This is a genomic window from Paenibacillus sp. 1781tsa1, from assembly GCF_024159265.1.
Lineage (GTDB): Bacteria > Bacillota > Bacilli > Paenibacillales > Paenibacillaceae > Paenibacillus.
This window is the reverse complement of sequence record NZ_JAMYWY010000001.1, coordinates 1,586,818-1,613,007: the sequence shown is the minus strand read 5'-3', so window position 1 is coordinate 1,613,007 and position 26,190 is coordinate 1,586,818. Positions and strand designations below refer to the sequence as shown.

General features: G+C 47.4%; 21 protein-coding genes and 2 tRNA genes. 10 read left to right on the top strand and 13 right to left on the bottom strand.

The window, feature by feature from the left end:
* Nucleotides 1-108 precede the first annotated feature (108 nt).
* Nucleotides 109-768, bottom strand: a complete 660-nt coding sequence (locus tag NKT06_RS07030; RefSeq protein WP_253431817.1) for a flavin reductase family protein — start codon at nt 766-768, stop codon at nt 109-111.
* A gap of 106 nt (nt 769-874) precedes the next feature.
* Here NKT06_RS07030 and NKT06_RS07025 point away from each other — a divergent pair, with 106 nt between their 5' ends.
* Nucleotides 875-1,573: an ArsR/SmtB family transcription factor gene (locus tag NKT06_RS07025; protein ID WP_253431813.1), complete on the top strand. Its 699-nt coding sequence runs from the start codon at nt 875-877 to the stop codon at nt 1,571-1,573.
* Between the two features lie 223 nt (nt 1,574-1,796).
* Here the strand turns inward: NKT06_RS07025 and NKT06_RS07020 are convergent.
* From NKT06_RS07020 to NKT06_RS07010, 3 genes are all read right to left on the bottom strand, one after another.
* Nucleotides 1,797-1,885, bottom strand: a tRNA-Ser gene (locus NKT06_RS07020).
* A gap of 6 nt (nt 1,886-1,891) precedes the next feature.
* Nucleotides 1,892-1,967: transfer RNA gene (locus tag NKT06_RS07015), tRNA-Asn, on the bottom strand.
* A gap of 93 nt (nt 1,968-2,060) precedes the next feature.
* Entirely contained in the window at nt 2,061-2,522 is a 462-nt protein-coding gene (locus NKT06_RS07010) for a SprT family protein (RefSeq protein WP_253431810.1), read from the bottom strand.
* Nucleotides 2,523-2,641: 119 nt separating this feature from the next.
* Between NKT06_RS07010 and NKT06_RS07005 the strand changes: the two genes are divergently transcribed.
* Nucleotides 2,642-2,998, top strand: a complete 357-nt coding sequence (locus NKT06_RS07005) for a hydrolase/acyltransferase (RefSeq protein WP_253431807.1) — start codon at nt 2,642-2,644, stop codon at nt 2,996-2,998.
* 180 nt (nt 2,999-3,178) lie between these two features.
* The gene (gene cmpA / locus NKT06_RS07000; protein ID WP_253431804.1) at nt 3,179-3,325 is read left to right on the top strand and encodes a cortex morphogenetic protein CmpA; all 147 of its coding nucleotides are present in this window, start codon (nt 3,179-3,181) and stop codon (nt 3,323-3,325) included.
* A gap of 178 nt (nt 3,326-3,503) precedes the next feature.
* On the opposite strand, the gene NKT06_RS06995 is transcribed toward cmpA, so the two are convergent.
* From NKT06_RS06995 to NKT06_RS06970, 6 genes are all read right to left on the bottom strand, one after another.
* On the bottom strand, nt 3,504-5,726 hold the full coding sequence (locus NKT06_RS06995; RefSeq protein ID WP_253431801.1) for a Tex family protein: 2,223 nt from the start codon (nt 5,724-5,726) through the stop codon (nt 3,504-3,506).
* Nucleotides 5,727-6,261: 535 nt separating this feature from the next.
* The gene (locus NKT06_RS06990; RefSeq protein ID WP_253431798.1) at nt 6,262-8,451 is read right to left on the bottom strand and encodes an alpha-galactosidase; all 2,190 of its coding nucleotides are present in this window, start codon (nt 8,449-8,451) and stop codon (nt 6,262-6,264) included.
* Nucleotides 8,452-8,686: 235 nt separating this feature from the next.
* Nucleotides 8,687-9,037 (bottom strand): type II toxin-antitoxin system PemK/MazF family toxin, encoded by a 351-nt coding sequence (locus NKT06_RS06985; RefSeq protein WP_024630714.1) that lies wholly within the window; start codon nt 9,035-9,037, stop codon nt 8,687-8,689.
* Nucleotides 9,038-9,040: 3 nt separating this feature from the next.
* The gene (locus tag NKT06_RS06980) at nt 9,041-9,322 is read right to left on the bottom strand and encodes a CopG family ribbon-helix-helix protein (protein WP_017690037.1); all 282 of its coding nucleotides are present in this window, start codon (nt 9,320-9,322) and stop codon (nt 9,041-9,043) included.
* Between the two features lie 260 nt (nt 9,323-9,582).
* Complete coding sequence (gene alr, locus NKT06_RS06975; RefSeq protein WP_253431793.1) at nt 9,583-10,770, bottom strand: alanine racemase; 1,188 nt, start codon at nt 10,768-10,770, stop codon at nt 9,583-9,585.
* A 394-nt stretch (nt 10,771-11,164) separates the two neighbouring features.
* Complete coding sequence (locus NKT06_RS06970) at nt 11,165-12,364, bottom strand: outer membrane lipoprotein-sorting protein (protein ID WP_253431790.1); 1,200 nt, start codon at nt 12,362-12,364, stop codon at nt 11,165-11,167.
* Between the two features lie 238 nt (nt 12,365-12,602).
* Here NKT06_RS06970 and NKT06_RS06965 point away from each other — a divergent pair, with 238 nt between their 5' ends.
* The gene (locus NKT06_RS06965; RefSeq protein ID WP_253431787.1) at nt 12,603-14,096 is read left to right on the top strand and encodes a serine hydrolase; all 1,494 of its coding nucleotides are present in this window, start codon (nt 12,603-12,605) and stop codon (nt 14,094-14,096) included.
* 58 nt (nt 14,097-14,154) lie between these two features.
* On the opposite strand, the gene NKT06_RS06960 is transcribed toward NKT06_RS06965, so the two are convergent.
* Nucleotides 14,155-16,041: an ABC transporter substrate-binding protein gene (locus NKT06_RS06960; protein WP_253431784.1), complete on the bottom strand. Its 1,887-nt coding sequence runs from the start codon at nt 16,039-16,041 to the stop codon at nt 14,155-14,157.
* A 164-nt stretch (nt 16,042-16,205) separates the two neighbouring features.
* Here NKT06_RS06960 and NKT06_RS06955 point away from each other — a divergent pair, with 164 nt between their 5' ends.
* The 4 genes from NKT06_RS06955 (at nt 16,206) to NKT06_RS06940 (ending at nt 20,903) form a co-directional block, all read left to right on the top strand.
* Nucleotides 16,206-17,501: an MDR family MFS transporter gene (locus NKT06_RS06955; RefSeq protein ID WP_253431781.1), complete on the top strand. Its 1,296-nt coding sequence runs from the start codon at nt 16,206-16,208 to the stop codon at nt 17,499-17,501.
* Between the two features lie 161 nt (nt 17,502-17,662).
* Complete coding sequence (locus NKT06_RS06950; protein ID WP_017690042.1) at nt 17,663-17,872, top strand: helix-turn-helix transcriptional regulator; 210 nt, start codon at nt 17,663-17,665, stop codon at nt 17,870-17,872.
* A gap of 1 nt (nt 17,873) precedes the next feature.
* Nucleotides 17,874-18,644: a DUF3169 family protein gene (locus tag NKT06_RS06945; RefSeq protein ID WP_253431778.1), complete on the top strand. Its 771-nt coding sequence runs from the start codon at nt 17,874-17,876 to the stop codon at nt 18,642-18,644.
* Nucleotides 18,645-18,695: 51 nt separating this feature from the next.
* Nucleotides 18,696-20,903 (top strand): serine hydrolase domain-containing protein, encoded by a 2,208-nt coding sequence (locus tag NKT06_RS06940; protein ID WP_253431775.1) that lies wholly within the window; start codon nt 18,696-18,698, stop codon nt 20,901-20,903.
* 145 nt (nt 20,904-21,048) lie between these two features.
* Here NKT06_RS06940 and NKT06_RS06935 read toward each other — a convergent pair whose 3' ends face one another.
* Complete coding sequence (locus NKT06_RS06935) at nt 21,049-22,116, bottom strand: hypothetical protein (protein ID WP_253431773.1); 1,068 nt, start codon at nt 22,114-22,116, stop codon at nt 21,049-21,051.
* Complete coding sequence (locus NKT06_RS06930) at nt 22,116-23,951, bottom strand: HSP90 family protein (RefSeq protein ID WP_253431771.1); 1,836 nt, start codon at nt 23,949-23,951, stop codon at nt 22,116-22,118. The genes NKT06_RS06935 and NKT06_RS06930 overlap by 1 nt, the downstream gene beginning before the upstream one ends.
* A gap of 445 nt (nt 23,952-24,396) precedes the next feature.
* Between NKT06_RS06930 and NKT06_RS06925 the strand changes: the two genes are divergently transcribed.
* The gene (locus tag NKT06_RS06925) at nt 24,397-25,302 is read left to right on the top strand and encodes an ABC transporter ATP-binding protein (protein WP_253431769.1); all 906 of its coding nucleotides are present in this window, start codon (nt 24,397-24,399) and stop codon (nt 25,300-25,302) included.
* Nucleotides 25,295-26,128, top strand: coding sequence for an ABC transporter permease subunit (locus NKT06_RS06920; protein WP_253431766.1), 834 nt, complete (start codon nt 25,295-25,297; stop codon nt 26,126-26,128). Before NKT06_RS06925 ends, NKT06_RS06920 begins: the two co-directional genes overlap by 8 nt.
* Nucleotides 26,129-26,190: the final 62 nt, after the last annotated feature.

The following is a 26,190-nucleotide window of genomic DNA, read 5'->3' as shown; positions in this document are numbered from 1 at the left end:
GCTTTCTTACAGAAAGCTTTTAGCTTCGCTTTTTCAGGTTTTTTCTGTCCTCTCCGTTATCGTATAAATGATTAATTCATCTTATATAATAAAAAGCCTCCACTCAGGTCAATTCTCTGCCCGAAAATTGCCCCCTTGTCTCTCTCCCAATCCATAATAATGTCTGAAATTATATATCAGAGGATGCCATTCTTCTGGATTAATCTTGTTTGGTCCAGATATCAGTCGTATGTGCGCGTGCACCTTCAACGCTTTCACTTCCACAATCGCCATGAACGGTGTATGTTCGGGAATGCGTATGTGTTGTACAGCCGCTTCAATCTGGAGCGGACATTCGACTATTTTATCTGGAGCAACCTGAACCGAGCATTCGGATGTCAAGCCAGCTACAGTGAATTTATCATGACAATATTCATAGCCCATCTGCTTTTTCTCCTCAGGAACCGGGGTGACTCCCGTATAACGTCCTAATGCCTCAACCTGTCTCCACATGGTCGCATCTGGTAGATTAATCACACACTCCGGATGTCGACTCAGATTCTCATAGGCTTTGCCCTGTGTACCTAGACCGAGAACGAGACAGTCCCCCAGCGCCCAAGATGAGGACAGAGGAGACAAGTTGGTTGACCCATCCTCATTTAATGTACTTAGCAGCAATACAGGCGTACCATAATATAAAATACTGGGATTAATCGTTTCATGTCGTACCACTGCGGAAATTTTGTTCAACTGCTCAGTAGCAGCGTCCGTTTTCATTATCTTGTTCATCTTGTACCTCTCCTGTTCCAATCTATTCGTTTATAAGCTCCAGCTGACCCGTATAGGATGATACAACAGAATTGTAATACAGTAATAGTTCAGATATGATCGAAGTATGAATGTATATCCGAATATTACTGTTATTGCGTCGTTAATCGCTGATCCAAGTCGCTCCATTTTTCTGTCATCCTTACTGGATGGCCGGGCGTTGCCCGCAGGAGAGCTTGCCCATATGGCAGACGTCACGCCCCAGACGGCAAGCAGTCATCTCGCCAAACTCGTAGAAGGAGGATTATTGGAAGTTGAACAGCAAGGCCGTCACCGGTACTACCGTCTTGCAAATAAGGAAATTGCTAATCTGATTGAAACCATGGCCAGTATTGCCCCGCCTGTACAGATCCGCTCTCTCAAACAATCCGATCAGCTTCAACAACTGAGTTATGCACGGACCTGTTATGGTCATCTCGCCGGGAAATTGGGAATCTCGCTCTGTGAAGCCTTAATACAGAAGGGTTATCTTGCAGAGCCCGAAGAAGCACTAAGCAAGGATTATCAAGTTACAGAGAAAGGAATGCAGTGGTTCACCTCGTTCGGTATTGAACTTCAAGTGAAGCCGGGATCACGCCGGGCCTTCGCTCGTAAATGCCTGGATTGGAGTGAACGCCGTCATCATCTCTCAGGTATGCTCGGGGAACAACTCAGACATCGATTATCGGAACTGGACTGGATTCGTCAAAAAACAGGAAGTCGCTCTGTCGAAGTAACGGAAGCAGGTAAGAAAGGTTTATACGAGGTGTTGAGCATTTCACTTTAGACGGGGCAGAAAAATATACGAAGGATACCCAAAGACGAGAACGCAAAAACCCCCTTCACAGTGACCAATAACCGGTCAAATGTGAAGGGGATTTTGGGTTGAATCAGAACGGAGAGAGAGGGGTACTCTCACTTCGTTCGAGACTGCGAAGTATTGCTAACGAAGTCTATGCTCCGACGAACCTTTAGGGTTCTCATCCCTTTGCAGAGAAGTTATTACAGAACGGAGAGAGAGGGATTCGAACCCTCGCACCGCTTACGCAGTCTAACCCCTTAGCAGAGGGTCCCCTTATAGCCACTTGGGTATCTCTCCAAGAAATGGCTCCCCGAACAGGGCTCGAACCTGTGACAACTCGATTAACAGTCGAGTGCTCTACCAACTGAGCTATCAGGGAAAATTAACTTGAATAAGATTAATTTATCATGATTAATAATCCAAGTCAACATCCCTTCCATCACTTTCTCCAATACATTGATTGATACTCACATCAGATATTCTGAAGGCCCAACTTTCCCGCGCAACGACCACAGCGGTAACGCTTCGGATCTATTTTCCGCTTGCGCAAATATTCCGTCCCACAGCTCTTGCACACCAGCTTATAACGATATGGCAGCGGCTTTCTGCCTTTGCCATCAGGCAAAGATTGACAGTAACGCGAACCGCCCACCTTCTGTAATAAAGCCTTGAATTCCGGGTCACGATGCTGATAGCCGCGCCCACGAATATGAAGATGATAGTGACACAGCTCATGTTTGATGATTTTTTCAACCTCATCTCGCCCATAGACTTCGAGTTGATGCGGATTGATCTCAATCCGGTGACTTTTGAGCATATAACGCCCTCCCGTAGTGGTCAGACGACTGTTAAACAACGCTTCATGGGTGAACGGCACTCCGAAATGATCCAGTGATACCTGTTCAATCCATTGTTGCAATTCCTCATTTTCCATCGGTATCCTCTCCTTGCACCCCCTCGGAGCATTTGTTTTTCCGGCATAATACTTGAATTTTAACCGTTTCGTAGGCTACACTGTCAAGTAGAATGTATGAGGGGAGATTATTACTCGTTATGCCTACAATGCGCTATGTCATCCTGCAGCAGGAACAACAATTGCAGTTCGTGGAAATGCCGGCGGATTACGCCTATCAACTAAGTGCGCTCAATCTGCGCCTTCACAAGGAGATAGATAAACTCACGGCAGCAGATGTCCCTGTCCTGCCTTGGGCGATCGCCGAATGTGACAACCTCGATCTCCTGAACGAAAATCTTACCATCATCGGCGGCCTTGATTATATTAATGCGCTTGAAGAGTCTTTTGCAGCACTACGTGAAAGCCATTATCCTTTGATTTCTCTGCTTACCGAAATCCGGGCGCTCCAAGCTCAATTGGAACAATGGTATGAAGAAGAGATGGAAGCTCTCTAATTCATCTGAGGTATCATTTTAAAATGACAAGTTCAAAAAGCGCAACTCCCTGCATTGGGAATTGTGCTTTTTGGCGATTGAGATAATGATTTGGCGGAGCTCCTCACTTAAGCCGCACAGTCCAGGCTATTGCCACATATGCTAACGTACAGATGAATTATGCAAGAGGAGGAGATACCCTTGCCTCAATGGCTTTGCAATCAACTGATGCGTGCATTTCACAAAAAGGATAGCCGGCAAATCAAGTTGCTGAACGAATGCTGGTTCTTTTATCGCAACAAACCAGCAGCAAATGGCACACCACGTAGTGCCGAGAACGAACTTTAAGAGGTTTCCTAAAGTCTGCTGTGGATTACGAAGGATGGCCTTTAGAACTCGCACTTTAAGAAAATGCACATATTCCCACCGTACTTACCAGAGGAATTAGAACGGACAACGGGACCTATTACTGTTGACAACAAACAGCCTTCCCTGGTCAGGGAAGGCTGTTCTCCAATCCTAATGCTTAAGAAGACTGTTGCGCGGAAGCAGGCTTCTTCATCGTAAGGCCGACACGGCCTTTTTTGGTATCCACATTCATGACCCACACCGTTACATTATCCCCGACAGATACAACATCCATCGGATGTTTAACATATCCGTTGCTGAGCTGTGAGATATGGACAAGCCCATCACTCTTAATCCCAATATCAACAAAGGCACCAAAATCAATGACGTTCCGAACTGTACCTTGCAGCTCCATACCTTCTACCAGATCCTCAATTTTCAATACATCTGTACGGAAGATTGGCAACGGCATCTCTTCACGCGGGTCACGACCCGGACGCTGCAAGCTGTCCAGAATGTCACGCAATGTAGGCACACCTACGTCCAGTTTCACAGCCAATTGTTCTGGCTGTTGCTCTGACAGTAGCACCGACAGTTCCTTGCTGCCTAGCTTGTCCAGTGCAACCTGAAGCTCCTTGAACAGCTGATCCACAACCTTGTAGGACTCAGGGTGAATCGGTGTACGATCCAATGGATTCTCACCTTCACCAATACGCATGAATCCTACGCACTGCTCATAGGTTTTGGCACCAAGACGCGGCACCTTCTGAAGCTGACGGCGGTTCGTAAACCGGCCATTCTCTTCGCGGTACTTCACAATGTTTTTGGCAATTGTAGCGTTAACTCCGGCAACATATGACAGCAACGAAGGTGAAGCCGTATTCACGTCCACACCCACATGGTTCACTGCAGATTCGACGACAGCCTTCAGACTTTCTTCCAGAACCTTCTGGGAAACGTCATGCTGATATTGCCCCACACCAATGGCTTTTGGATCAATCTTAACCAACTCCGCAAGCGGGTCTTGTACCCGGCGAGCAATGGAAGCTGCACTGCGCTCCGCAACATCCAGATCCGGGAACTCTTCCTGGGCCAGCTTGGATGCAGAATACACACTCGCCCCTGCTTCGTTAACAATCAGATACACAAGACTTTCATCACCGTTCTCCTGAATGATCTCGGCAACAAACTGCTCCGTTTCACGCGATCCGGTACCATTACCAATGACGATCAGTCCGATATCATATTGCTTGATCATGCGGTGGAATACTTCCGCAGCTTCACGTTTTTTGTTGTGTGGTGGCGTTGGGTAGGTCACAGCCACTTCCAGCAGCTTGCCCGTATCATCTACGACAGCCAGTTTACAACCCGTACGATAGGCCGGATCGACACCGAGGACACGTTTGCCATGAATCGGCGGTTGAAGCAACAGATTACGCAGATTGGCGGAGAATACCGAGATGGCCTGATTTTCACCTTTTTCCGTCAGTTCTCCACGAACTTCACGCTCAATGGAAGGTGCAATAAGCCGCTTGTATGCATCCTCAATCACGTCACGCAGGATATCCTGCACGGCAGAAGCACCACGAATGATCTGTCCTTCCATATGACGATGGGCCGGTTCTGCCTGAACGTCCAGGCCGACTTTCAGAATACTCTCACGTTCACCGCGATTAATCGCGAGAATCCGGTGTGGAGGCATCTTTTTGGCTAGTTCGCGGTAATCATAATAATTCTCGTACACGGACTCCTCTTGAGCATCCTTCGCTTCTGAAGTCAGCATCCCATGATCCAGTGTGTACCGACGAATCCAGGCACGAATGGCGGCATCGTCTGCGATGTTCTCAGCGAGGATGTCTTTGGCTCCCTGAAGCGCAGCCTCCGCATCTTCTACGCCCAGTTCAGCATTGATATATTTCGCAGCTTCCTGGAGTGCATCCCCTTGTTTCGGTTGACCCCAGATCCATACAGCAAGGGGCTCAAGACCTTTTTCCTTGGCCACGCTCGCACGCGTTTTCCGCTTCTGACGGAACGGACGATACAAGTCTTCCACTTCCTGCAGCTTCACCGCTTGGGTTATGGACAGCTTCAGTTCTCCGGTCAGCTTGCCCTGTTCCTCTATAATACGGATGACTTCCAATTTGCGATCCTCAAGATTGCGCAGATAGACAATGCGTTCTTCAATCGATCGCAGCTGGTTCTCATCCAGCTCTCCAGTCATTTCTTTACGGTAGCGTGCGATAAATGGAATCGTATTGCCTTCGTCCAGAAGCTCCGACGTCGTACGGACCTGCTTCAAGGACAGTGACAGTTCCTTGGCTACCTGTTTGATGATTCGTTCATGGCGTTCTGCCTTTATTGTTTCTTCATTGGGTTCCAGAACCGTTTCCTGTTCAGACAAAATAAATCCCTCTTTCCTTCCTGAATCGTTCGTTACAATCATTTCAGGGCAGCTTTGCTGCTGTAATTACAGTATAGTTGAACCAATTGTTTCTTCCACTCTACCCTATATTATCACAAAATCACGCCTAGATTTCCATCAATCCGTAAGCATACAAGTTCTGACAGAATGATGTCATCCTCCAGCCTTCCCCATTACGGCAAAAAAAGACCGAAAAACGTCATCACAACGCTCCTCGGTCCTCCTTTATTTAAAACTCTATACACAATAGCAATCTATAAGTGAAACTACTCATTTACATGATGACGAAGAGGACAGAAAAAAACTGAAAAAGCGAAGCTACAAGCTTTCTTCAGAAAGCTACTTCGAAAGCATACACTCGCCTAAAAGCTTTCTGAAAGAAAGCTTCATCGGAAGCATACGCTATCCCCGGATTTTCCCTTTGAGAAAGAGAATCAAAAAATCTGGGGATAACAGCGATTGCAAGGTTGTTCTGTCATCGCAGTATCAGTGTAAATAACTGTAGTTCACTTATCTAGACGCGCTCGAACCGGAACAGTTCGCTCAGATAGTCTCCTGATGCGCTACCTACCGAAATACCCCCGTACATCAAGGCATCGCCGGTAAAGGTCTCTGATCCGCCTTTCAGACGATAATCCGCATCCGGGTCCAATCCTTTCAGCTTCAGGCGCTGAAGTGGCGCATTAGGCTCAGAGAGCACGCGGAAGTAGAATACAACAGCTTCGCTTCCGTCTGGTGCAATAAACATCCACGCCGTCTCATTGCCTTCAAACGGACTGAGCAAGCGACGGAATGTTCCATATTGAACCGTTCCACGGATCTCCTTGTACAGTTCAACCTGGGCTTTCACGATGTCGTTCTCTTCCTCCGTGAATTTCGTCAGGTCCAGCTCATACCCGAAGTTGCCCGACATCGCCACATGTCCCCGAATCTCTAGAGAAGTGATCCGGTTCACCTGATGATTCGGTACCGCCGAGATATGCGATCCCATGGAGCTCACCGGATACACAAGACTGGTACCATATTGAATCCGAAGACGAGAGATCGCATCGGTGTTGTCACTTGTCCAGGTCTGTGGCATGTAATAGAGCATACCTGGATCGAATCGGCCGCCACCACCTGAACAGCTCTCGAACAGAATGTTCGGGAACGCCGAAGTGATCCGTTCCATAACGTCATACAACCCCAACATGTAACGATGTGCGGTCTCACGCTGTCTATCTGCCGGAAGTAACGCAGAACCCACTTCCGTCATATTGCGGTTCATGTCCCATTTCACATAAGTGATTGGTGCAGAACCAAGTACGTCTGTTAACATGCGTACAATCTCATCACGTACATCCTGACGAGAGAAGTCGAGTACCAATTGTTGACGTCCTTCTGTCCGGCGACGATCAGGCACATGCAGACACCAGTCCGGGTGCGCACGGTACAGCTCACTGTCTGGTGAGATCATCTCAGGCTCAAACCACAGTCCGAACTGCATGTCCAGACCTGTTACGCGGTTAGCCAGATCATCCAGCCCCTGTGGCAATTTGTTTTTATCGACAATCCAGTCACCCAGCGAGGAGTTATCACTGTCCCTGTGTCCAAACCAACCATCATCCAAGACAAACAGCTCAATACCCAGCTTCTGTCCAGCGCGAGCAATCTGTTCAATCTTGTCCGCATTGAAACCAAAGTAAGTCGCTTCCCAGTTATTGACCAACACCGGACGCTCCGCATTGCGGAATTTGCCGCGTGCCAGACGCTCCCGATACAATTCGTGGTAGGACTGTGACATACCATCCAAACCTGCAGACGAATACACCATAACTGTCTCAGGTGTCTGGAAAGCTTCCTGTGGCTCCAGCTTCCAGGTGAACTCGAACGGGTTGATCCCAAGCGATACACGGGTGGTGTGGAACTGATCCACTTCAGCCTGTGCGGTGAAGCTACCACTGTAGACGAGACTGAATCCGTAGACTTCACCCTGATCTTCGTCCGTACCTGGTGTCATTAGCGCAATAAATGGATTTTGCTGGTGACTGCTTGAACCGCGACGACTCTCAATTCCTTGAAGTCCTGACGCAAGCGGTCTGCGCACGATATCACGTTCCCGTGTCCAAGCCCCTGACAATTGCAACAATTCATAATCAGCATGCGGGAAATCGACAGAAGAACTGAGCGCACGTACCACATTCACAGCGGTAGCGCTCTCATTAACGATACGCATGGAGCGTGTAATCGCATTAAATGCCGTAAAGGCTGTATAAGAAAGCTCGATCTTGATACCAGCGACACGGTCTTCCAGCTCAATAACCAGTGTCTCTGCTTCGTCATCGGATTCAACGTATGTTGCTGGCAGTCCGGTAAGCGTTGCCTTTCCTTTGACCAATCGATGACCTGTATACGTAAACTCTGAAACCGTTGAGCCATTCTCAAGTTCCAATTGGATTGCAGGGTTACGGAAATCACTCGTGCCATACACTGGCAATTCCACTGGCAACGTATCGAAGGAGATCGTACGATCCTCCGGCACCGGGTTAGGGCTAAAGGATGCTCGTTCTGTCCGTACATGCAACCAGCTCAGATCGGTGTCGCGTAATTTTTTGCCATAATACAAATGCACCAAATATCCTGAAGGCAGTACCTGAAATACGTAACTCGCCTCACGGGTCTGTAAATGAAACTGAAGTTTCTCCTGATTGATGTAAATGCTCATATGTCTCCTCCACCTCTATATATAGGTCTTTCGGGTAAACGGTTTCTCAGGTTTCATTATAGCGAAAAGATCGCCAATGTTCTACGCTTTCATCAAGCTTTAATCAAAAGAGCGTACAACAGCCCGAAGGATGTCATACGCTCTTTTGGTTACAGTCTGAATTCAGTGTGTTCCCTTACAGGAACATCCATTGCCAACGGACAGCAGGGCAGCGTACAAGACGCTGGTTACTGCCTTAAAAATCGATTAAACCAAGACTGATCTGTAAGGCTTCGTTGACCAATTTCATGGTCTCCTCGTCCAGATGGGTAATCTTGTCAGTCAGCCTCTGCTTATCGATCGTCCGTATTTGTTCGAGCAAAATAACCGAGTCCCGGTCAAAGCCATGTGCCGCCGCATCAATTTCAACATGCGTTGGCAGCTTTGCCTTCTGGATCTGGGCGGTGATAGCCGCCACAATACAAGTTGGACTGAACCGGTTGCCGATATCATTCTGGATCACCAGAACCGGCCTGACTCCACCTTGCTCGGAACCGACAACGGGAGAAAGATCCGCAAAAAAAACGTCACCACGTTTTACGATCAATGTCTACACCCCGCTAACTAAGCGGTCCAGAGTGCTGTCCGCATCTTCCTCCGCATGAAAGGCTTCGGATGCCATGGTCAGATTAATTTTTGCCATCTCCATGTACCCTCGCTGCATCGTTTCACGGATGTAACGTTTCTTACGCTCCGTTAAATACAGCTTCATAGCCTGCCTAATCAATTCGCTGCGGTTGGAATTCTCCAGCGCTACGATGCCATCCACTTCCTGCAAAAGATAATCAGGTAAACTGATCATGATCCGCTTGGTGTTCTGCAAGTTGGCCACCTTTCTTCCACCCCCACAAACCTTTCGCCATTGTGAACCAGTATTACGTTTTTCCAGAACTTTTATACAAAGGAATATATATGCCCCGAGTATATCAAGTATGCTGTACTCCATTATAAACACGGGGAACAATATTCGTACAGACCAAACATCTCAATTCAGGAATTAAATCCTTACCGTTATACAACATTCGAGATGCTCCGACAGTTTTCCTTCTGTTCTGAAAAAAAGTTTATTGGTAATGACGTCCAGTTTACCTGTCAGGATGTCAAAAGTGGATTGATTTTGGCGAGTACTGCTCCCCCACGGGTATATACACGTGGAATGCGGTGCGCCATCATGCAGATCACTTCATAAGCAATCGTACCGAGCTGGAGTGCCACCTCGTCTGCGGTTATAACGCCACCAGACTGATGACCGATGAGGACAACCTCTTCGCCGACTTGAATTTCTTCCGCTTCTTCCGCGAAAGATTGTAACGACACCATACACTGATCCATGCAGATTGTACCGACAACAGGGACGCGGCGGCCGCGTACAAGCACTTGTGCTTTACCTGTCAGCATTCTTGAGAATCCGTCTGCATATCCGATCGGCAGGGTCGCTATTCGTTCGTACCCTTGCGTAAAATAACGGGTTCCGTAACTGATCCCCCAATGGGGTGGCAGTGTTTTGACCAGAACCGCTCTCGTCTTCAGCGTCAATACCGGGGACAGCTTCACCACCTGATGATTCACCTCAGCCGAAGGATACAGTCCGTACAGGCTTATTCCCACACGTACCATATCATAGGACAATTCCGGTGTATCAATGGCAGCGGCGCTATTCGCCGTATGTATAATCGGGATGGAACATCCCTGATCCCTGAGCGCATGAACCACGCCTTGGAACCGTCGATACTGCTCCAGTGTATAGGTTTTGTCTTCTTCATCCGCTCTGGCAAAATGGGTAAACATGCCTTCCAGCATCACCTGATTGAGCGAAGCTACTTCCTGGATGAAAGCCAATGCCTCATCGCCAGGTAACAGACCTAATCGGCCCATGCCGCTGTCAATTTTAATATGAACCTTCAGTTTGTTCGCGAATGTGCTCGCATCCAAATGTCGAATAGCGTCAAGCACTTCCCTGCTGAACAGCGTGATGGTCACCTCATGTTTCCATGCAACAGCGATCCCTTCAGGCGGCGTATAACCCAATACCAGAATTGGAATCGTAATCCCATGTTGTCGCAGTTCCAGAGCTTCGTCAAGAAAAGCAACACTTAAGTAATCCACACCCATTCGTTCCAGTTCTCTGGCCATCTCCACCGCTCCGTGCCCATAGGCATTGGCCTTCACACAGGCGAGAAATTTCATGCCCTGAGGCAATGCCTTGCGGAAAGCTTCTACGTTAGTACACAAATGATCCAAATTGATGTCCGCTTGGGTCGGCCGATATTGTCCTTGCACGTTAAGTCACCTTCTCTAATCATCTTAATCCGGCTCACGTCAGACTCCATCGTAATGCTCCTGCATGTGACTGTCAAATGAACCGAAGTTTCACATTCAAAAACAGATGCAAGGCGCGCCGTTTGAGGAACCAATGTGAATACAGAAGAAGACCGATAAGCGAGATTGACAGGGTATAATTTCACTTTTAACCCCATCAAAGAGCTGCTTATATCGATTATTTACCCGGTTCCCCCTGCATAGAAGCGCATTTTGCATTATTGGATGATGGGAGTAGGAGAAACGGTTCCAGATGAATACCTATCTCTCATCAAACAAAGCACCGGAGAACGGGTCTCCGATGCTTCTTAGCATTCCTTATGTTTATGCTACTATTCGTTCTTTTGTGCAAAAATCATTTGCCTGACTCTTCCTGCATCGATGTTGCAATGCGTACCATTTCGTTCTGAGGCAGGTCTGCACTGGTGATCCGATATTCTATGCCATCTGTCATCCATGTCAGAGTCTTCAATGCATCTCCGCTGATCATTCCCAATGTGAATCCAAGATCCACTACACTGGATGGAGCAAGCGATACAGCTCGATCCTGCGGTCTGGCTTCGAATATCGTGTAATTATAGGTTCCTTCATAACGAAGCATGACCGAATAGTCTTCCGCTTCTTCCAAGATCTGATCATCCTTGAGCTGTACGCCTTCCGGCGCATAGGTCGGCTGAATTACGCCGAAGCTGTCTGAACCTTCCGGTTCTGCGAGGGTTGGCTCTTCGCCTTCCTGGCCTGTTGCAGCACCTTCTGTACCTTGCTGCTCTGTGTTCCCACCTACACCCGTCTGTCCATCAGTAACAGCTCCGTCAGGTTCAGGTGCAGTCTGAGGATTAGCCGGTTCTTTACTGCCCTCATTACCGGTTTGCTCCACAGGAGTCACACCGGAGTCGGTTCCTGTTTTACCGCCTTCTTCTGTAGCTGCTGTCATGTTACGTTGCATGTCAAAGGCATCTTTCTCAAATTCAGTCCCGAATTTGAAGGAGTCAAATTTCACATCGACCACAACATTGGCATTGGAGTCGGATACCTCCACCTGTTTAGGTGCATAATCACTTTTGTTCAGCCAGATTTTCTGTCTGACAAGTGCATGTGTATTATAATTGGCAGCTACATCAAATACATAGCTCTCCTTTTCATCCGCAAACTGGCGGGTTGTGTCCCCCGTAATGCTCCGAATCAAAGTTTCATAGAGATATACCTGTCCTTGATTATCTGGCCAATTGCTTTGAAAACGGAAGCTTTTGTTCTGGCTCGGTGTCAAAACAAACACGCCTTCATCGTTACGCAAGACAATCTGTGTTACATCCTTTTTGGCATTCGTTAACGCAATACGATAATAGGAAGGCTTCTGATGCCATACCTCGACCTTGTACTGCTGCGGCGCATCTCCGGTATGCAGCGTCATCACGCCTGCCCCCTGGTAACTTTCCATCTCTCCTACGACTTCGTTCAGATCTTTGACCACAGCTGCCGCATCCTTCTTCCCGCAGGCGGCAAGTAAGGCCGATAAGACCAATACCATGGCAAGCATCCATGATATTCGGCGCATGACATCATCCCCTTTAGCACATGTTTTCACTTCAGGATTGTGCTTGCAGCAGAACCCCTACTTGATTAGTACATGTTATGAGGGACTTGTTCGATATATGCGGACTAGTTTGACAAGCAATCGGTGAAGTCGGTTAATACGGCATTGACTACGCAAAATAAGTCTCGGGGAGGATGTTAACTTTATCCAGAAAAGGCATAGTGAATTGTAGGAAAATTGAATATCGGGAGGAAAAGGTATGACAACAACAAAGCTTCGCACATCACTGGAAGGACTGGATGAATTCATCGATGATCAGCTTCAACTATGGAATGGTGTCGGTACAGCGGTGGCTGTGATCTATAAGGATGAAGTCATCTGGCAAAAAGGCTACGGTTATCGTGACCTGGAATCCAAACTTGAAGTTACCCCTAATACGTTGTTTGCCATCGGTTCAAGTACCAAAGCCTTTACCGCAGCAGCCGCTGCTCTGCTTGTTGATCGGGGGATACTGGATTGGGATATCCCTGTGAAGTCGTATATGAAGGATTTCAAAATGTTCGATCCAGTCACAACAGAACGTCTAACTATTCGCGACATGTTGTGTCATCGTTCCGGTCTTCCAAGGCATGAGTTGGTATGGTACAACTCCCCACGTACAAGAGAAGAACTTGTGCGTGCATTACAGTATCTGGAGCCGAATCAAGATTTCCGTAACAAATGGCAGTATCAAAACCTGATGTACATGACAGCCGGTTACCTTGTTGGACAGCTCAATGAAACTTCGTGGGAGCAGATGGTCCAGAATTCCCTATTTAATCCGCTCGGTATGAACTCAAGTCTGTTCTCAGTTGAAGAGATGCAACTTCAGTCTGACTATGCTTACCCTTATATGGAGAAGGATGGTCAGAATACTAAAATACCTTTTCGAGCCATTGATGCCGTAGGACCTGCTGGTTCCATTAACAGTAATCTAGTCGATATGATCGCATGGCTTCAATTCCAGTTGAATCAAGGTCAATGGGAAGGAGCGTCACTAATATCTAAGGAACAGATGAAGATTATGCATAGTCCTCAGATGACTAGTGATTCGCCGTTCATAAGCCAAGAACTGCCTGTGAGTACATATGGTCTGGGTTGGATGATTGAGCCTTATCGTGGACATGCCATGATTCATCATGGTGGGGCTATTGATGGCTTTGCATCACAAGTTGCCTTTTTGCCAGAGGAGCAGATTGGAATCGTGATTCTGAGCAATACCAACGGAAGTATAATTCCGTATACGGTTGCTTTTCATATCATGGACCGACTGCTTGGACTTGAGCCCGTCAATTGGAGTTCCAAATTGAGCAAATTAATGGGTAAAGAATCAGCAGAAACGGAGGTTAATCCAGAGAATCCTTTGGAAGTACCTATTCAAGCAGACACTGCCGCTGAGGCAAAAATGGAAGAACCTCACATTACACCTTGTGATCGTCCTTACACCGCTTATGCGGGTATTTACACGCATCCTGGTTATGGCGAGATGTCTATTCAGGAAACAACGAAAGGGTTGCAGGCAACCTTTAACGCCATCGAAATGCCCATGGATTACACCGGAAAAGATACGTTCTCTGTCGAACTGGTCACATTCGGACAAAAGTTTACATTTACGTTCACCCTGAATGAATCATCAGAAGTTGCTCAATCCATCTCCATTCCTTTGTTGCTTGAGCCGGGTACAAAGCCTATTGAATTCAACAGGGTTTCGTAAATGATCTGAACTGGTGAACACTTGCTTCATTTCCGTTGTGGTAGGTATCCATCCATACCTACCACAACGGAATATACACCGGATAACTCGCATCCTCTTGCTCGGCACCAGGCCTTCTCTTCACCCACAATCGGCGCAGATCAGGCAGACCATACCCCGCAAGACGATAATCTCGCAACGAATCATGATGGGCGTGTTCTTCCTTGAAGCTGTACGCGGGCAGAAGCAACGCCTCCTGTATTAGTCGATCTTCCAGCTGAATCAATCTTCCCAACCGCTCCGCAGGTTCCTGAATCATGACCACTCGTCCGCATTCCTGCTCCAATTCATGTCTCCAGTAATCATTCATGGCGATAAGGAATAATGTGTTCCGGAAGGTATACATCGTCACGAGACTCAGCATGACATGATCATTGAAGACTTCTCCTGTATAGATCAGATCACAGTCCCCGAACCCATCTTGATAGACTGCATGGACCGGATCTCCCGGCATAATGTTGATATGTAGGCTAATCTGTTTACATCTCTCTGCAAACCAGACCATATCTGCCTCCATCTTCTCTCCTTCTTCCACCCATAGACTTAAACTTTGCCCTTGGTAAGAGCTACGATGCAATAATGCTGAGGCTCGCGCCAGGGAGGACTCCATGGAAAGTACGGGTACAGGTGTGACAGAACCATCCGGTTGTTCCGAATGCTGTCTCCATAGCTCCCCTTGATCCGTACCCAATGTTAGATGTTGCTCCTGTACTCGTCCTCGAATCAAACTATAAGCAGCCTGTGTGTTTGTGCTCCCAAGCTCTTCCGACAGCTCATACGCATTTAATAACTGTTGAACAGCCCGGCGAAAATTCACATCATGCTGCGGCCCTTCCTTTTGCATATTAAACGTCATATACACACCGCCCTGCATCTCATGCTGTACAGCACGAGGCTGTGCATCCGGAAATAGATCATGCTTGATGATGGATTCCGCCTTTGCCGAGTGGGGGAGCTGCCACACTTCAACACGATCTACATAAGCACGCCCTCTGAAATAAGCAAGGAACACATCAAGCACGAGCAGCTTCGTATCATGACGAGTCAATCGATAAGGTCCTGTTCCGATCGGATGAAGCGGGTTCATCTCCACATCTCTAGGCAGGATAGATGCACACATACTGCTCATCAGATCCGGGAACATGAAGTTCGGCTTATTCAACACAAAACGTACAGTCAACGGGTCATACACCTCTATGCTCTCAATGGAACCAAACAGCGGCCTGCACGGGTTACTCTTGTCAGAGATAATGCGATCAAAGGTAAACTTGACGTCCTCTGCATCCAGTATCCTTCCATGATGAAAAGGTATGCCTTTATGCAGATAAAAGGTCCATTCCCTTCCATCCGCATGACTCTCCCATGCCATAGCCAGACTCGGCTCGCAGACTTGGCGTTCAGCATTATAACGAACCAAACGATCAAAGACCTCTGTAATAATGAACACTTCTCCCCACATCCCCGTCTGCGTTGGGTCGAGAGTCTTAAAAGGTGTATTCTGCGGAATCCGCAATGTATCCACTCGGCCTCTGTCCCCTTCATTCGAACGCAAGCCGAATTGAGTCTGCATTTGCTGCATTAGATGTTCTCGCATCGTAATTGGCAAGGTCGCGGCCAGTTCATAGGCATCCTCCATCCTGTTACCCTTCAGTAGATCGTCAAACCGTTCACGCGCCACTGTAAGTAATGGGATACAAAATACCAGCATTGATTTTTTGCCTCTGCCACGCTGCGGGTTCCACCTGACCCATCCGTTTTCCTTGAATTTGTTCATAATGAGGTTCATATTGCGCATGGTACAACATAAAAGATCAGCGAGTTCACCTACCGTTGTATGTACTTCTTGTTCATCATGCACATGTGGAAAGTTCAACCGCAGTTGAATGTAATGTTCTGATACGTCCATATATGCCCTTCCTTCTTCTCATTCTAATCTCTATTTTTTAGTTGCCTTCCTCGTTCTGCTAAAATACGAAATCCACCCGGATGCTTCTACAGTTTTTCTTCAGGTTTTCCTCCATTATACTCAGTAACATCAACATGACCAGTGGGAAGGAAGAAGAACAATTTATGAAATACGCCGATCTGCACCCTAACATCAGGATACGTATCATTACAGATTTTTTCACCGATCTGACCCAAAAGTCCATCATTCCATTCATGGCGATCTATCTGAGTATTCAGATTGGCGCAGGTGTGGCAGGGTTACTGCTGACAATCAATATTGTGGCTTCCATGATTGTAGGATTGTGGGCAGGATATTGGTCGGATCGAATTGGACGGAAGAAATTAATGGTGATTGCACAAACTCTGCAGGTCGTGGCTCTACTTTGTTTGGCCATCGCCAACTCGCCGTGGATGGATTCGATCATCGTCACTTGTCTCATGTTTCTGCTCAGCAGTCTAAGTTCAGGGATCACAGTGCCGATTGCTAATGCCATGATTGTCGACGTGAGCAGTGAACATGAACGTCATTATGTATATGGGTTGCAATATTGGACAACGAACGTTGCTGTAACCTTTGGCGCACTGATGGGCGGTTTATTTTTCGAATCATTTCGTTTCCTATTGTTCAGTCTGGTATGCCTGGAAAGCATAGTTACCCTGTTTATTTTGATCTTTATAATTCGTGAAACAATGGATAAACGTGCAATGATCTACAACAAATCAGCCGATGATTCGGGTAGATCCACCAGACCAATGGAGGCCAATGCTCCCATCCAGAGGAACATACTGAAAACGTACTGGGCGGTCTTTCAGGACAAACGTTTCATGATATTTTTCACGGCTACGGTCCTTGCTGTCTCCCTGGAATTTCAGTTGGATAAATATATTGCTGTTCGTCTAAAAAGTGAATTCACCGCCCAACTGTTCGGCTCAGATATCTCTGGTCTGCGTATGTTCAGCCTGATCATGATCATCAACACTGTACTGGTTGCATTAGTTGCAATCCCATTCTCTAGATGGATGGGCCGCTTCCAGTCCCGATCTATCATGACTGTCGGTATGTGCCTTTATACCGCTGGCTTCGCCGTTCTTGCTTTCAGCAACTGGGCCTGGTTACTCATCTCATCCGCTATATTGCTAACTATTGGAGAATTGATGTACTCCCCAGTTCGTCAGGTCATGCTAGCCGGTATGATCCCAGATTCGGACCGGGCTGCCTACATGGCCGCTGACGGGTTGAGCTATAACGTAGCCGCACTACTCGGAAGTCTCGGGTTAACCATTGGAGCCTTCCTGCCTTCATACGTAATGGCTGTTCTGTATGTACTTATGGGACTTGGCGCGCTCATCTTTTTCCGAATGTTACTTCGGAAGGCAGAGGAACAGCATCAACATCTGGCGTGTGCAGATGCATCTTGATTTCACTTTTTCGGCAACAAAATAATCATCCAAGGGAGCCGGGCAGGCTCTCTTTTCATGTCCAATCTCACCATTTATAAGTAAATTATCATTAACATTTTGTATATTATAGTTTACATTTAGTTAAATATCATATACATTAGCTTCATGGAGGTGAGCAAGTGGAAGAATTGCACAATCACGTTCGGGAGTTACGAGCCAGAGACCGACTGTCCCAAGCGGAACTAGCCAAACTCATCGGCGCATCCCGCCAAACCATTGCCCTGATTGAACGTGGAGATTACTCTCCATCGGTCGTCTTGGCATTAAAAATAGCCCACGTCTTTCGTGAACCCGTCGAAAAAATCTTTGAATTGAAAGGTGGAGATTAAGATGAACAGAACAACCTCCCCGTCCAAAAAGAACAAGATGCGCCTTCCATTGTATGCGGCAGGTGGTACTGTAGTCGGTTTTCTCGGAGCCAGCGGAATCAACAAAATTCCATCTAATTTGAACTGGACGCTGTCCGTTTACTATGACTATGATCTTTTATTTGCATTACTGGCTGCTTCGTTGGTGGTTATGATGTTGTGGAACATATTCAGTCTCTCCCGCACGCCATCTGTTCCTCCGATGGAAGAAGATACGTATGGAGAATCTGACTCACTCATCTCTCCTGCTGAGCGTTCCCTCGGTAAAGCGATGATCCTCAGCGGATTGAGCGTTATTGTTGCGTTTACCTGGGCAGCACTGGCCTTGTCCTTGTACGCTTCCCATAGAAATATGACGAATTTTCCTGAACTGTTTAACCTCGTGAATCTCATTGTTGCATGTATCTCTATTATTATCGTCGTGGTGCTGCAAACACTGACCGTCAAGCGGTACAACCGCTATTTCCCTGATCGCGCACTGGATCTGAACTCACGTAATATGAAGAAAGATCACTTCGAGAAGTTGGATGAAGGTGAGAAATGGATCGTGTATCGCGCAGCCTACCGTTCTTTTCAGATGATGAATGTACTTCTTGGTGTCGGAATGGTCTCTATGGTGCTGTATTCGGTTCTATTCACCTTCGCTCCATTTCCAATCGTAATGCTCTCCGTCATCTGGATTGCCAACATCGGAATCTATTATCGTGAAACCTATCGTGCGAGTAATCAGTAATACATGGGTAAGTAACTATTTTGTAAATATTTTCATAAAAGGAGTGTTTGCATGCATTTATCCAAACGAAAGACCCGCGTCAGGTTCACCTCCCTAACCGGAGCTTTCATGGCTGTAGTTCTGTCTCTCAGTCTGTGGGTACCCGCCGTTCAGGCGGAGACCGCGACTCCGGTAGCTGCCGAACAGGGAAAGACGAAAGCGCTGACAACCGAATCAGCTACAGCATTTCTCGATTCATTCTTCGATTCCGCTGAGGCAAAAGCCCATTATGTTGGAGCGTCCGTTGTTGTTGTGAAGGATGGCAAAGTTCTGGCGGAAAAAGGATACGGCTATGCCGATCAGGAGAACAAAACGTCTATCGATCCGAAAAATACGGCCTTCCGTGTAGCCTCTGTCTCCAAAACATTCACGGCAGCAGCCGTGATGCAGCTGGTGGAGCAAGGCAAGGTTGACCTTCAAGCTGATTTTCAGACCTATGTGAAAGGGCTCAAATTCGATAACCCTTTTGACAAACCTGTAACTGTGGAGAACCTGCTCACACACACGACCGGATTCGAGATCCGTGATCCGCAGCAGGAAGACATCCATACTGATTTCGACAAGTACATAGCGATGGAGGATTACGCACAGCAACACATGCCTCCTGTCGTTCGCGAGCCTGGTAGCGCCTACATGTACGATAACTTCTCGTTTTTGCTGCTTGGCATGATTGTCGAGAATGTAAGCGGCGAGCCTTTTGAATCCTACATGCAGCAGCATATCTTCAAACCGTTAGGAATGGATAACAGCAGTTTCATGCTGGACAAAAAATTCCAAAAGCAGCTGGCTACAGGCTATGATGCGGCACACAATCCGCTTGATCTGTACACCATCTCTCCAACACCAATGCCTCAAGGGGGCATGTTGTCTACCGCCGAGGACATTGGGAAATTCATGATTGCGTTCCTGAATGATGGCGTGAAGGACAACAAGCGAATCTTTAAGGAATCCACGGTGAAAAGCATGGAACAGTACCGTTCTTCCATTCACCCACTGTTACCAAACACCACGTATGGATTCGAAGCAGCATTTCAGATTCCCGGTGCAGGAAGTAGTCCAAAAGTTATTACGAAAGCAGGCGACCTGACCGGGTTCAGCTCTTATCTCTTCCTTATTCCCGAGCAAAATACAGGCGTTTTCCTGACGTATAATCAAAATGGAGCACTTCGTAATCTGTTCTATCCTGCATTCATTCAGAGTTTCTTCCCGCAATATGCAGAGCCTGTGCAGTTCAAGGAATACACGCCGCAATCCGCAGCTGAGCTGCAACGCTTAACCGGATTGTACGCAGATCTTCGACTTAACACGATTGTAAGTTCCCTGAAAGGTGGCGGGGATAAGCCAGGACAACTGAGCATTAGCGATGTATTCCTGGGTCAACGCAACCTGATCCAACTGGAAGATCATCTCTTCAAAGATGAATTGACCGGTCAATTCACAGCATTCATAGAAAATGCAGATGGCACCACATACTTGAAGGAACCTTACCTCAACCCTATGGGTTATGAGAAAAAAGGGCAAAAACCTGTGGGCTTCCGGGATGTTCGTAAGAACAGTCCTTATGCTGAAGCTATCTATGGATTACAATCACTCGGATATTATGAGAATGAGGCTAACAAGTCTTTCCAACCGAAAACAGCTGTGACACGAGCTGAATTTATTGAAAACACGCTTAAACTTAGTGGATTGAAACCCAGCAAAACAACACCTCCTGCCGGCACCGATTGGGCAGACCATGCAGCAGCCGGATATATTCAACTCGGGTATGAGATGGGGATGATTACGGGCGCAGATGACACGCAGTTTAAACCGGATCAAGTGATTATGCGACAGGAAGCGATGGTAATGATCTGGAGATCTCTCCAACTGCAATATCCTAGCGAACTGTTCAATGATGTGAAACTTGCGGGACACACGGACCCATGGGCTGTACCAGCCGTTCAGATGATGGCGAAGCTTGGTATCCATGGACCTGAGGTAAAAGTGCTGGAAGATGGATCCATTGATTTACTTTCCCGCAAACCTCTGATTCGTCAGGAAGAGGCTGCGATTATGTATGCGTTGCTTACACAACCAACAGATCAAATCGTCGCTGAACTGATGGCTGCTAGGCAGCCACAAGCAGAACCTGCTGAAGAAGCCGAAGCTGCAGAGGAGACATCTGAAACTGCACCGGTTCCAGTACCAGTGCCGGTCCCTTCTGCGACTTCAGCACAATAAAAATAAAACATCTTCATACCGATTAGACATATCATGCTTTTTGCAAGAAAAACAGGCTTGTTCGGAAGGATACGCGCTCCTTCTCGAACAAGCCTGTTTCTTTATTTTGCTCATGTCATTATAGTCATCTGTTACATGTTACGAGTTATATCCGTCTCTCTGCAATCAACGAGGATACATGTGTGTTTCCATTACGCTGATCAAACTTGGCTGCAACGGTCTGAGCATGCTCCGCAAAGTAATCCGCCAGCTTGAGCAGATCTCCCGGATCACCTTCATACGGGAAGGATGCTGGCAGGCGCATGCGATAGCCTTCCGACTCTTTTTCTTCAGTCCAACGCCGCAATAACGGGGCTGCCTTCGCATAATATAACATTTTGGCATACGCATCTTCATGATCGGCTGCGAGCACCAGTGTTTCTTCGAGGACATCAATGCCTTTGGCAGGATTCGTAAGTGTGAGATACTCCATCTGCTCGGAAAAACTCTGCACAAAATCGTTCTCACCCTTGATCAAGCGGTATCCCTTGACCTGATATTTATCGGCTTCCTCCGTCCGCCCCAGACGATATAGTGGCATCAGAATTTCCGACAACGTTAGATGCGGAATCTCCGCACAGCTCATGCGTCCTTTGAGAATAGGCTTGGCCACTTCCAGCACCTTCTCGTCGTCTCCTTTTAACATAAAATAACGCATAATCTCATCCTGCTCACATGCCTCACAGTCACTCATGAAGTCGCGGTCTAATGTTCTAAACTTATCATAACTGCGCCCTGATTCCTCCAGCTCTCCGAAATCCATAAAGATGCGGAAACGATAGTACCAATAAGAACGCTCACTGTAACCATAAGACTTGAACCGTGCTCCGAAGTCCTCCAACAGCTCCATAATCTTCTCGCGTGAGATTTCCGGGAAATCGGGCATTTTGCCAAGAATCCATTTATATGACCACAATAACGTCTCTTCATCATACAGCTCTGGTTGCTGATCGAACTTGCCCAGCTGCCAAGAAAAAGCGATTAAAGCTTTCATTGGATACCCACAGAAGGTGGCAGCATCAACAATCTCCGAGCGTGCTTCGTATGCCTCTTCGACCATGCCATTGACATCGGCTACCCGCGCTGCTTCCTCCAAAAAACCGAGCTTCGCAGGACCATTAGGCAGTTGATAGGCCTCTTCCATCAAATCTTCAAAATCCATCTCTGTCTTCATCACGCATCCCCCTTACGATCTGTATTTGCCCGCAAACCCCAATCAATAAACCGTACAATTCCCTGGTTCAACACTTCAAGTTCCTGCTTGTTCATAGCGTAATGGCCCATCATCAGTGCGTTGACGTACAGCATTTCAATAGCAATCGGTGTCATCTGATTATCTGGTGAAGTCAACACCCGTTTAATGATGGGATTGTTCACATTCAGATACAAGGTCGAGTACCCTGCCGAATTAATGCCTGCTGACAATGAACCAAGGACAGAGGAGAATAAGTCTGTGCTTTCTTCGCTGGCTTTTTCCAGCGCACGCAGTGTAGATGACTCCTGCGAAAGGGTAAACAACACCGGCAGATCCGATGGCTTGAATCCTTTTACCTCTGCCCGGCAGCGAAAACGTTGTAATGCCGAATCTGCCAAACGCAGCGCATCATAGTACTGGTTACGCTCGGCCGGTGCAACATCCGTAAATGTCATCGATACTTCATCTGGCTCAATTCGCTCGGTCTGTACATTGTTCAGTATGACAGGCAGCATCGCCATCAGTTCTTTATCATAGATGTAACCTGCGTTGACGACCAGCATGGACTGTGCAGAAGCGACATGGTGAATCTGACGATATTCATCAATGGAGCCGGTGTAATACAGCGTCTCCCCTTCATCAATCAGTTCACCCAGTTCCCGGTGTCCTCTCGTCGTCTCAAAAGGTAGCCAGCGGTGAATCATCGCGTAGAACGCCTGATCCTGAACAGCCAATGCCTTCATCGAAAGAGCATGCAGACGAATCAGCTTCTGCAGACGTTCGGTCTGATTCTCAGCCATGTCAGCCAGCCCCATACGCAGAGCGTCTCCAAGCTCGGAGCGCACCTCTTCCAGCTTTTCATTTTCATAGAAATGTTCTCTTGACGCCGTTGGTTGAAGCTCATCGGTCCAAATCAGGCATTTCACAAAGAACGCCCACTCTGGCAAGATGTTCTCAGCCTTCTCCGAAATTAGCATTCGCTTCAGGTAAACTCGGTGAGAACGTTTTGCATTCAGATTCACTGCATGTGGCAGCACATACGCAATGCCTCCCGTACGGCCCGTAGCCGTTGTCAGCGGGATGAAATCCTGGAACTTCTCCCCCAGCAGACGTTCACCAAAAGCAAGCACTTCCGCTCGGCAGGAACGAGCAAGTTCTGGACGTGTTAACCAGATCGGGGAATCCTGATTGACAACAGACTGCACCCCGTCATGAAGCAACGTGACCGGATAAGGCAACAACGCACCATAGTAAAATAAAGCTTCTTTTACATACTCCGTTTCAAAATAATGTGCTGCATCCGGTGTACAACGCAGATATACTTTCGTTCCGGGAGACAACTGTGTGTCCAATTGTCTAATCGTATATGTACCATCCGGCTTACCTCTCCACTCCATCGAGGGACCACCCTTAATCGATTGAGTCAGCATAACGATCTCATGACTTACCATGAAACAGCTAAGCAGACCAATACCAAAACGCCCAATAAACGATGTCTCGCCATCCAGCAGTGCCTGTTGCCCCCGCTTCGAGGATTGTCCAATCATCGCCAGAAACTCGTGGATGTCCGCTTCGGTCAGGCCAACTCCGTTGTCCTCCACCATCATCGTCAGTTGATCACCGGTTCCTGTCAGTTCAATCCGAGCTTCTCCCTGATATCCCGGCTCCACTTCCTTGCGTGCCGTGATCGCATCTGTTGCATTCTGCATCAGTTCGCGCAAGAACACCTTAGGACTACTATATAGATGGTTGGACAAAATCTGAATCATCCCGCTCAGGTTCACCTGAAAACGATATTCATTGGATGCTGTCATAACTCACTCACCTTCCTCTACGTCCAAACACAATATGTACCCATACGATGTATTCGTATGGATGTGTTAGACGAATTCATTATGTAATCGTTAAAAACAGACGTTTCCGTTGTAGGTACGTCCAAAACATCACGCCAAGCCGGTCCTGGATTACCAAGACCGGCGTTAGATGATTATTACAGACATTCATGAGACGTAAGGTCTTAACTTTCATTACCACATTATGAATAGCAATGAAACGGATGTTCTACCCTAAAATAAGGATACATGTTACAAGCTATAGTGAAAACAAACCTGAGACCCGATTTCAGACAGGCTTCAGGGTAAATATGCATCCTGCATTCGGGACTATTGAAGGAGAGATAGATCTTTTTTGTCGTCCATTTGAACGATATCAGCCTACCGCACGTATAACCTCCAAACTCAGATCGGACGGTGAATATAGATGATCGAAGCACGTAACATATCCAAGCAATTCAAGGTGCATCAAGCACTTCAAGATGTCAGTTTCACAGTTAAACAAGGCAGTGTCACCGGGTTAATTGGCCCTAACGGTTCGGGCAAAACCACACTGATCCGTATCATGAATGGTGTCTTGGGTGCTTCCAGTGGACAGGTAACCATTAACGGATTGGACACCGCTCGTGAGGCGGAGAAAGTACTGGCCATATGTGGCACCCTTACCGAACAAAGTGGACTATATGAAAATATGAGTGGCCGTGACAATCTGACTTTCTTCGCAGATGTTTTTGGCCTGAAGCATGCTCAGAAACGTATTGACGAGCTTGTAACTCTGTTCGAGTTGCAGGATTATCAGCATCGAAAAGTCGGGACCTATAGCACAGGCATGAAGAAACGCTTGGGGCTTGCACGAGTACTCCTGCACCGTCCTTCCATCCTGTTCCTGGATGAACCCACCAATGGCCTGGATCCGGATGGAATTCAGATGGTACTGCGTATCATCCGTCAACTAAATCAGGAAGAAAAGATGACGATTCTGGTCTCATCCCATGTGCTGTCCCAACTGTCAGCCGTCTGTGATCGTTATATTTTCCTGGAAAAGGGGCGCATCGTTGAGGAAGGCACGGAACAGGAGATTGTTAGCCGATACCTGTCCACTCCGAAACTCGAAGTCGAAGCCGACATGCCGGAAGGATGGCACACGGCAACCGACTTTACACCTGAAATAATCTCCGCACATCAAGCAGTATTTCAGCTTACATCGCGTGAAGATATTCCATTACTGCTAAGGCAATTAACGGAGCATGGCCAAGTCTATCAGGCCCGTATCACGGGCAGTGATCTGGAAAGTATCTATTTTGCCATAAGGGAGGCACACCACCATGAATAATCGTCAAGCCATACGTGCACTGGTACGTAAAGATATCCGGTCCGTCACAGCCAGCGTTCAGCTCTGGTTGCCTATGTTGATCGTTCCACTGATTATCGGAATCATTATGCCCTCTGCCCTCTTGTGGGCGGCCTCCAGAATGGAACTTCGTTCTCTGGGCAACATCAGCTTTCTGCTCGAATCATTGGATGCGTTAACCCATGGCGGACAGATTCCTCAGCTTGCTTCCATGCCTACAGATAATCATCGTATTGTCTATTACTTGGCCATGTATATGTTCGCTCCCTTGTTTCTCATTATTCCGGTGATGGCCTCCAGTATTCTGACGGCCAATAGTTTCGCTGGAGAGAAGGAACGCAAGACGCTGGAAGGTTTATTGTTCACACCGATCAGCATGGACACTCTTTTTAAAGGCAAAGTATTGGCTGCCCTAATCCCTTCCCTTCTATTATCCTGGGTTACTTTCCTGATCTATGGAATCATTGCCAATATTCTGATGTACCCCATGTTTGGAACGTTGATGTTTCCCAATCTGAACTGGATCATACTTGTGGTGTGGGTTGTTCCCGCATGCAGTCTTATGGTCATTTTATTGAACGTCCTGATCTCGGCCAAGGTCCGTGGGTTCCAGGAAGCCTATCAGCTCGGCGGATTGATTGTCCTTCCCCTGATCGCCTTAGTCGCTGGTCAAGCCAGTGGCATGCTGCTGATCGGTCCTTGGATGTTACTCATGATTGGAGCATTGCTCCTGCTCATTAGTATGGTTCTTCTTCGTTTCGTCACCCTGTGGAATAGTCGTCAGCAGCTGGCAGAAAGTCAGATCTGAGATGTGCAGATTGAGAAATAGATAAACGCAGGTTATGATGTGGAGACATGTACTTTCGGAAG

Excerpts from the sequence above, each read along its gene's own strand:
- NKT06_RS07030 (WP_253431817.1), bottom strand. The coding sequence starts at position 768 with ATGAACAAGATAATGAAAACGGACGCTGCTACTGAGCAGTTGAACAAA.
- NKT06_RS07025 (WP_253431813.1), top strand. The coding sequence starts at position 875 with ATGAATGTATATCCGAATATTACTGTTATTGCGTCGTTAATCGCTGAT.
- NKT06_RS07010 (WP_253431810.1), bottom strand. The coding sequence starts at position 2,522 with ATGGAAAATGAGGAATTGCAACAATGGATTGAACAGGTATCACTGGAT.
- NKT06_RS07005 (WP_253431807.1), top strand. The coding sequence starts at position 2,642 with ATGCCTACAATGCGCTATGTCATCCTGCAGCAGGAACAACAATTGCAG.
- NKT06_RS06990 (WP_253431798.1), bottom strand. The coding sequence starts at position 8,451 with ATGAGCATTTACATCAATCAGGAGAAACTTCAGTTTCATTTACAGACC.
- NKT06_RS06970 (WP_253431790.1), bottom strand. The coding sequence starts at position 12,364 with ATGCGCCGAATATCATGGATGCTTGCCATGGTATTGGTCTTATCGGCC.
- NKT06_RS06965 (WP_253431787.1), top strand. The coding sequence starts at position 12,603 with ATGACAACAACAAAGCTTCGCACATCACTGGAAGGACTGGATGAATTC.
- NKT06_RS06960 (WP_253431784.1), bottom strand. The coding sequence starts at position 16,041 with ATGGACGTATCAGAACATTACATTCAACTGCGGTTGAACTTTCCACAT.
- NKT06_RS06955 (WP_253431781.1), top strand. The coding sequence starts at position 16,206 with ATGAAATACGCCGATCTGCACCCTAACATCAGGATACGTATCATTACA.
- NKT06_RS06945 (WP_253431778.1), top strand. The coding sequence starts at position 17,874 with ATGAACAGAACAACCTCCCCGTCCAAAAAGAACAAGATGCGCCTTCCA.
- NKT06_RS06940 (WP_253431775.1), top strand. The coding sequence starts at position 18,696 with ATGCATTTATCCAAACGAAAGACCCGCGTCAGGTTCACCTCCCTAACC.
- NKT06_RS06935 (WP_253431773.1), bottom strand. The coding sequence starts at position 22,116 with ATGAAGACAGAGATGGATTTTGAAGATTTGATGGAAGAGGCCTATCAA.
- NKT06_RS06930 (WP_253431771.1), bottom strand. The coding sequence starts at position 23,951 with ATGACAGCATCCAATGAATATCGTTTTCAGGTGAACCTGAGCGGGATG.
- NKT06_RS06925 (WP_253431769.1), top strand. The coding sequence starts at position 24,397 with ATGATCGAAGCACGTAACATATCCAAGCAATTCAAGGTGCATCAAGCA.
- NKT06_RS06920 (WP_253431766.1), top strand. The coding sequence starts at position 25,295 with ATGAATAATCGTCAAGCCATACGTGCACTGGTACGTAAAGATATCCGG.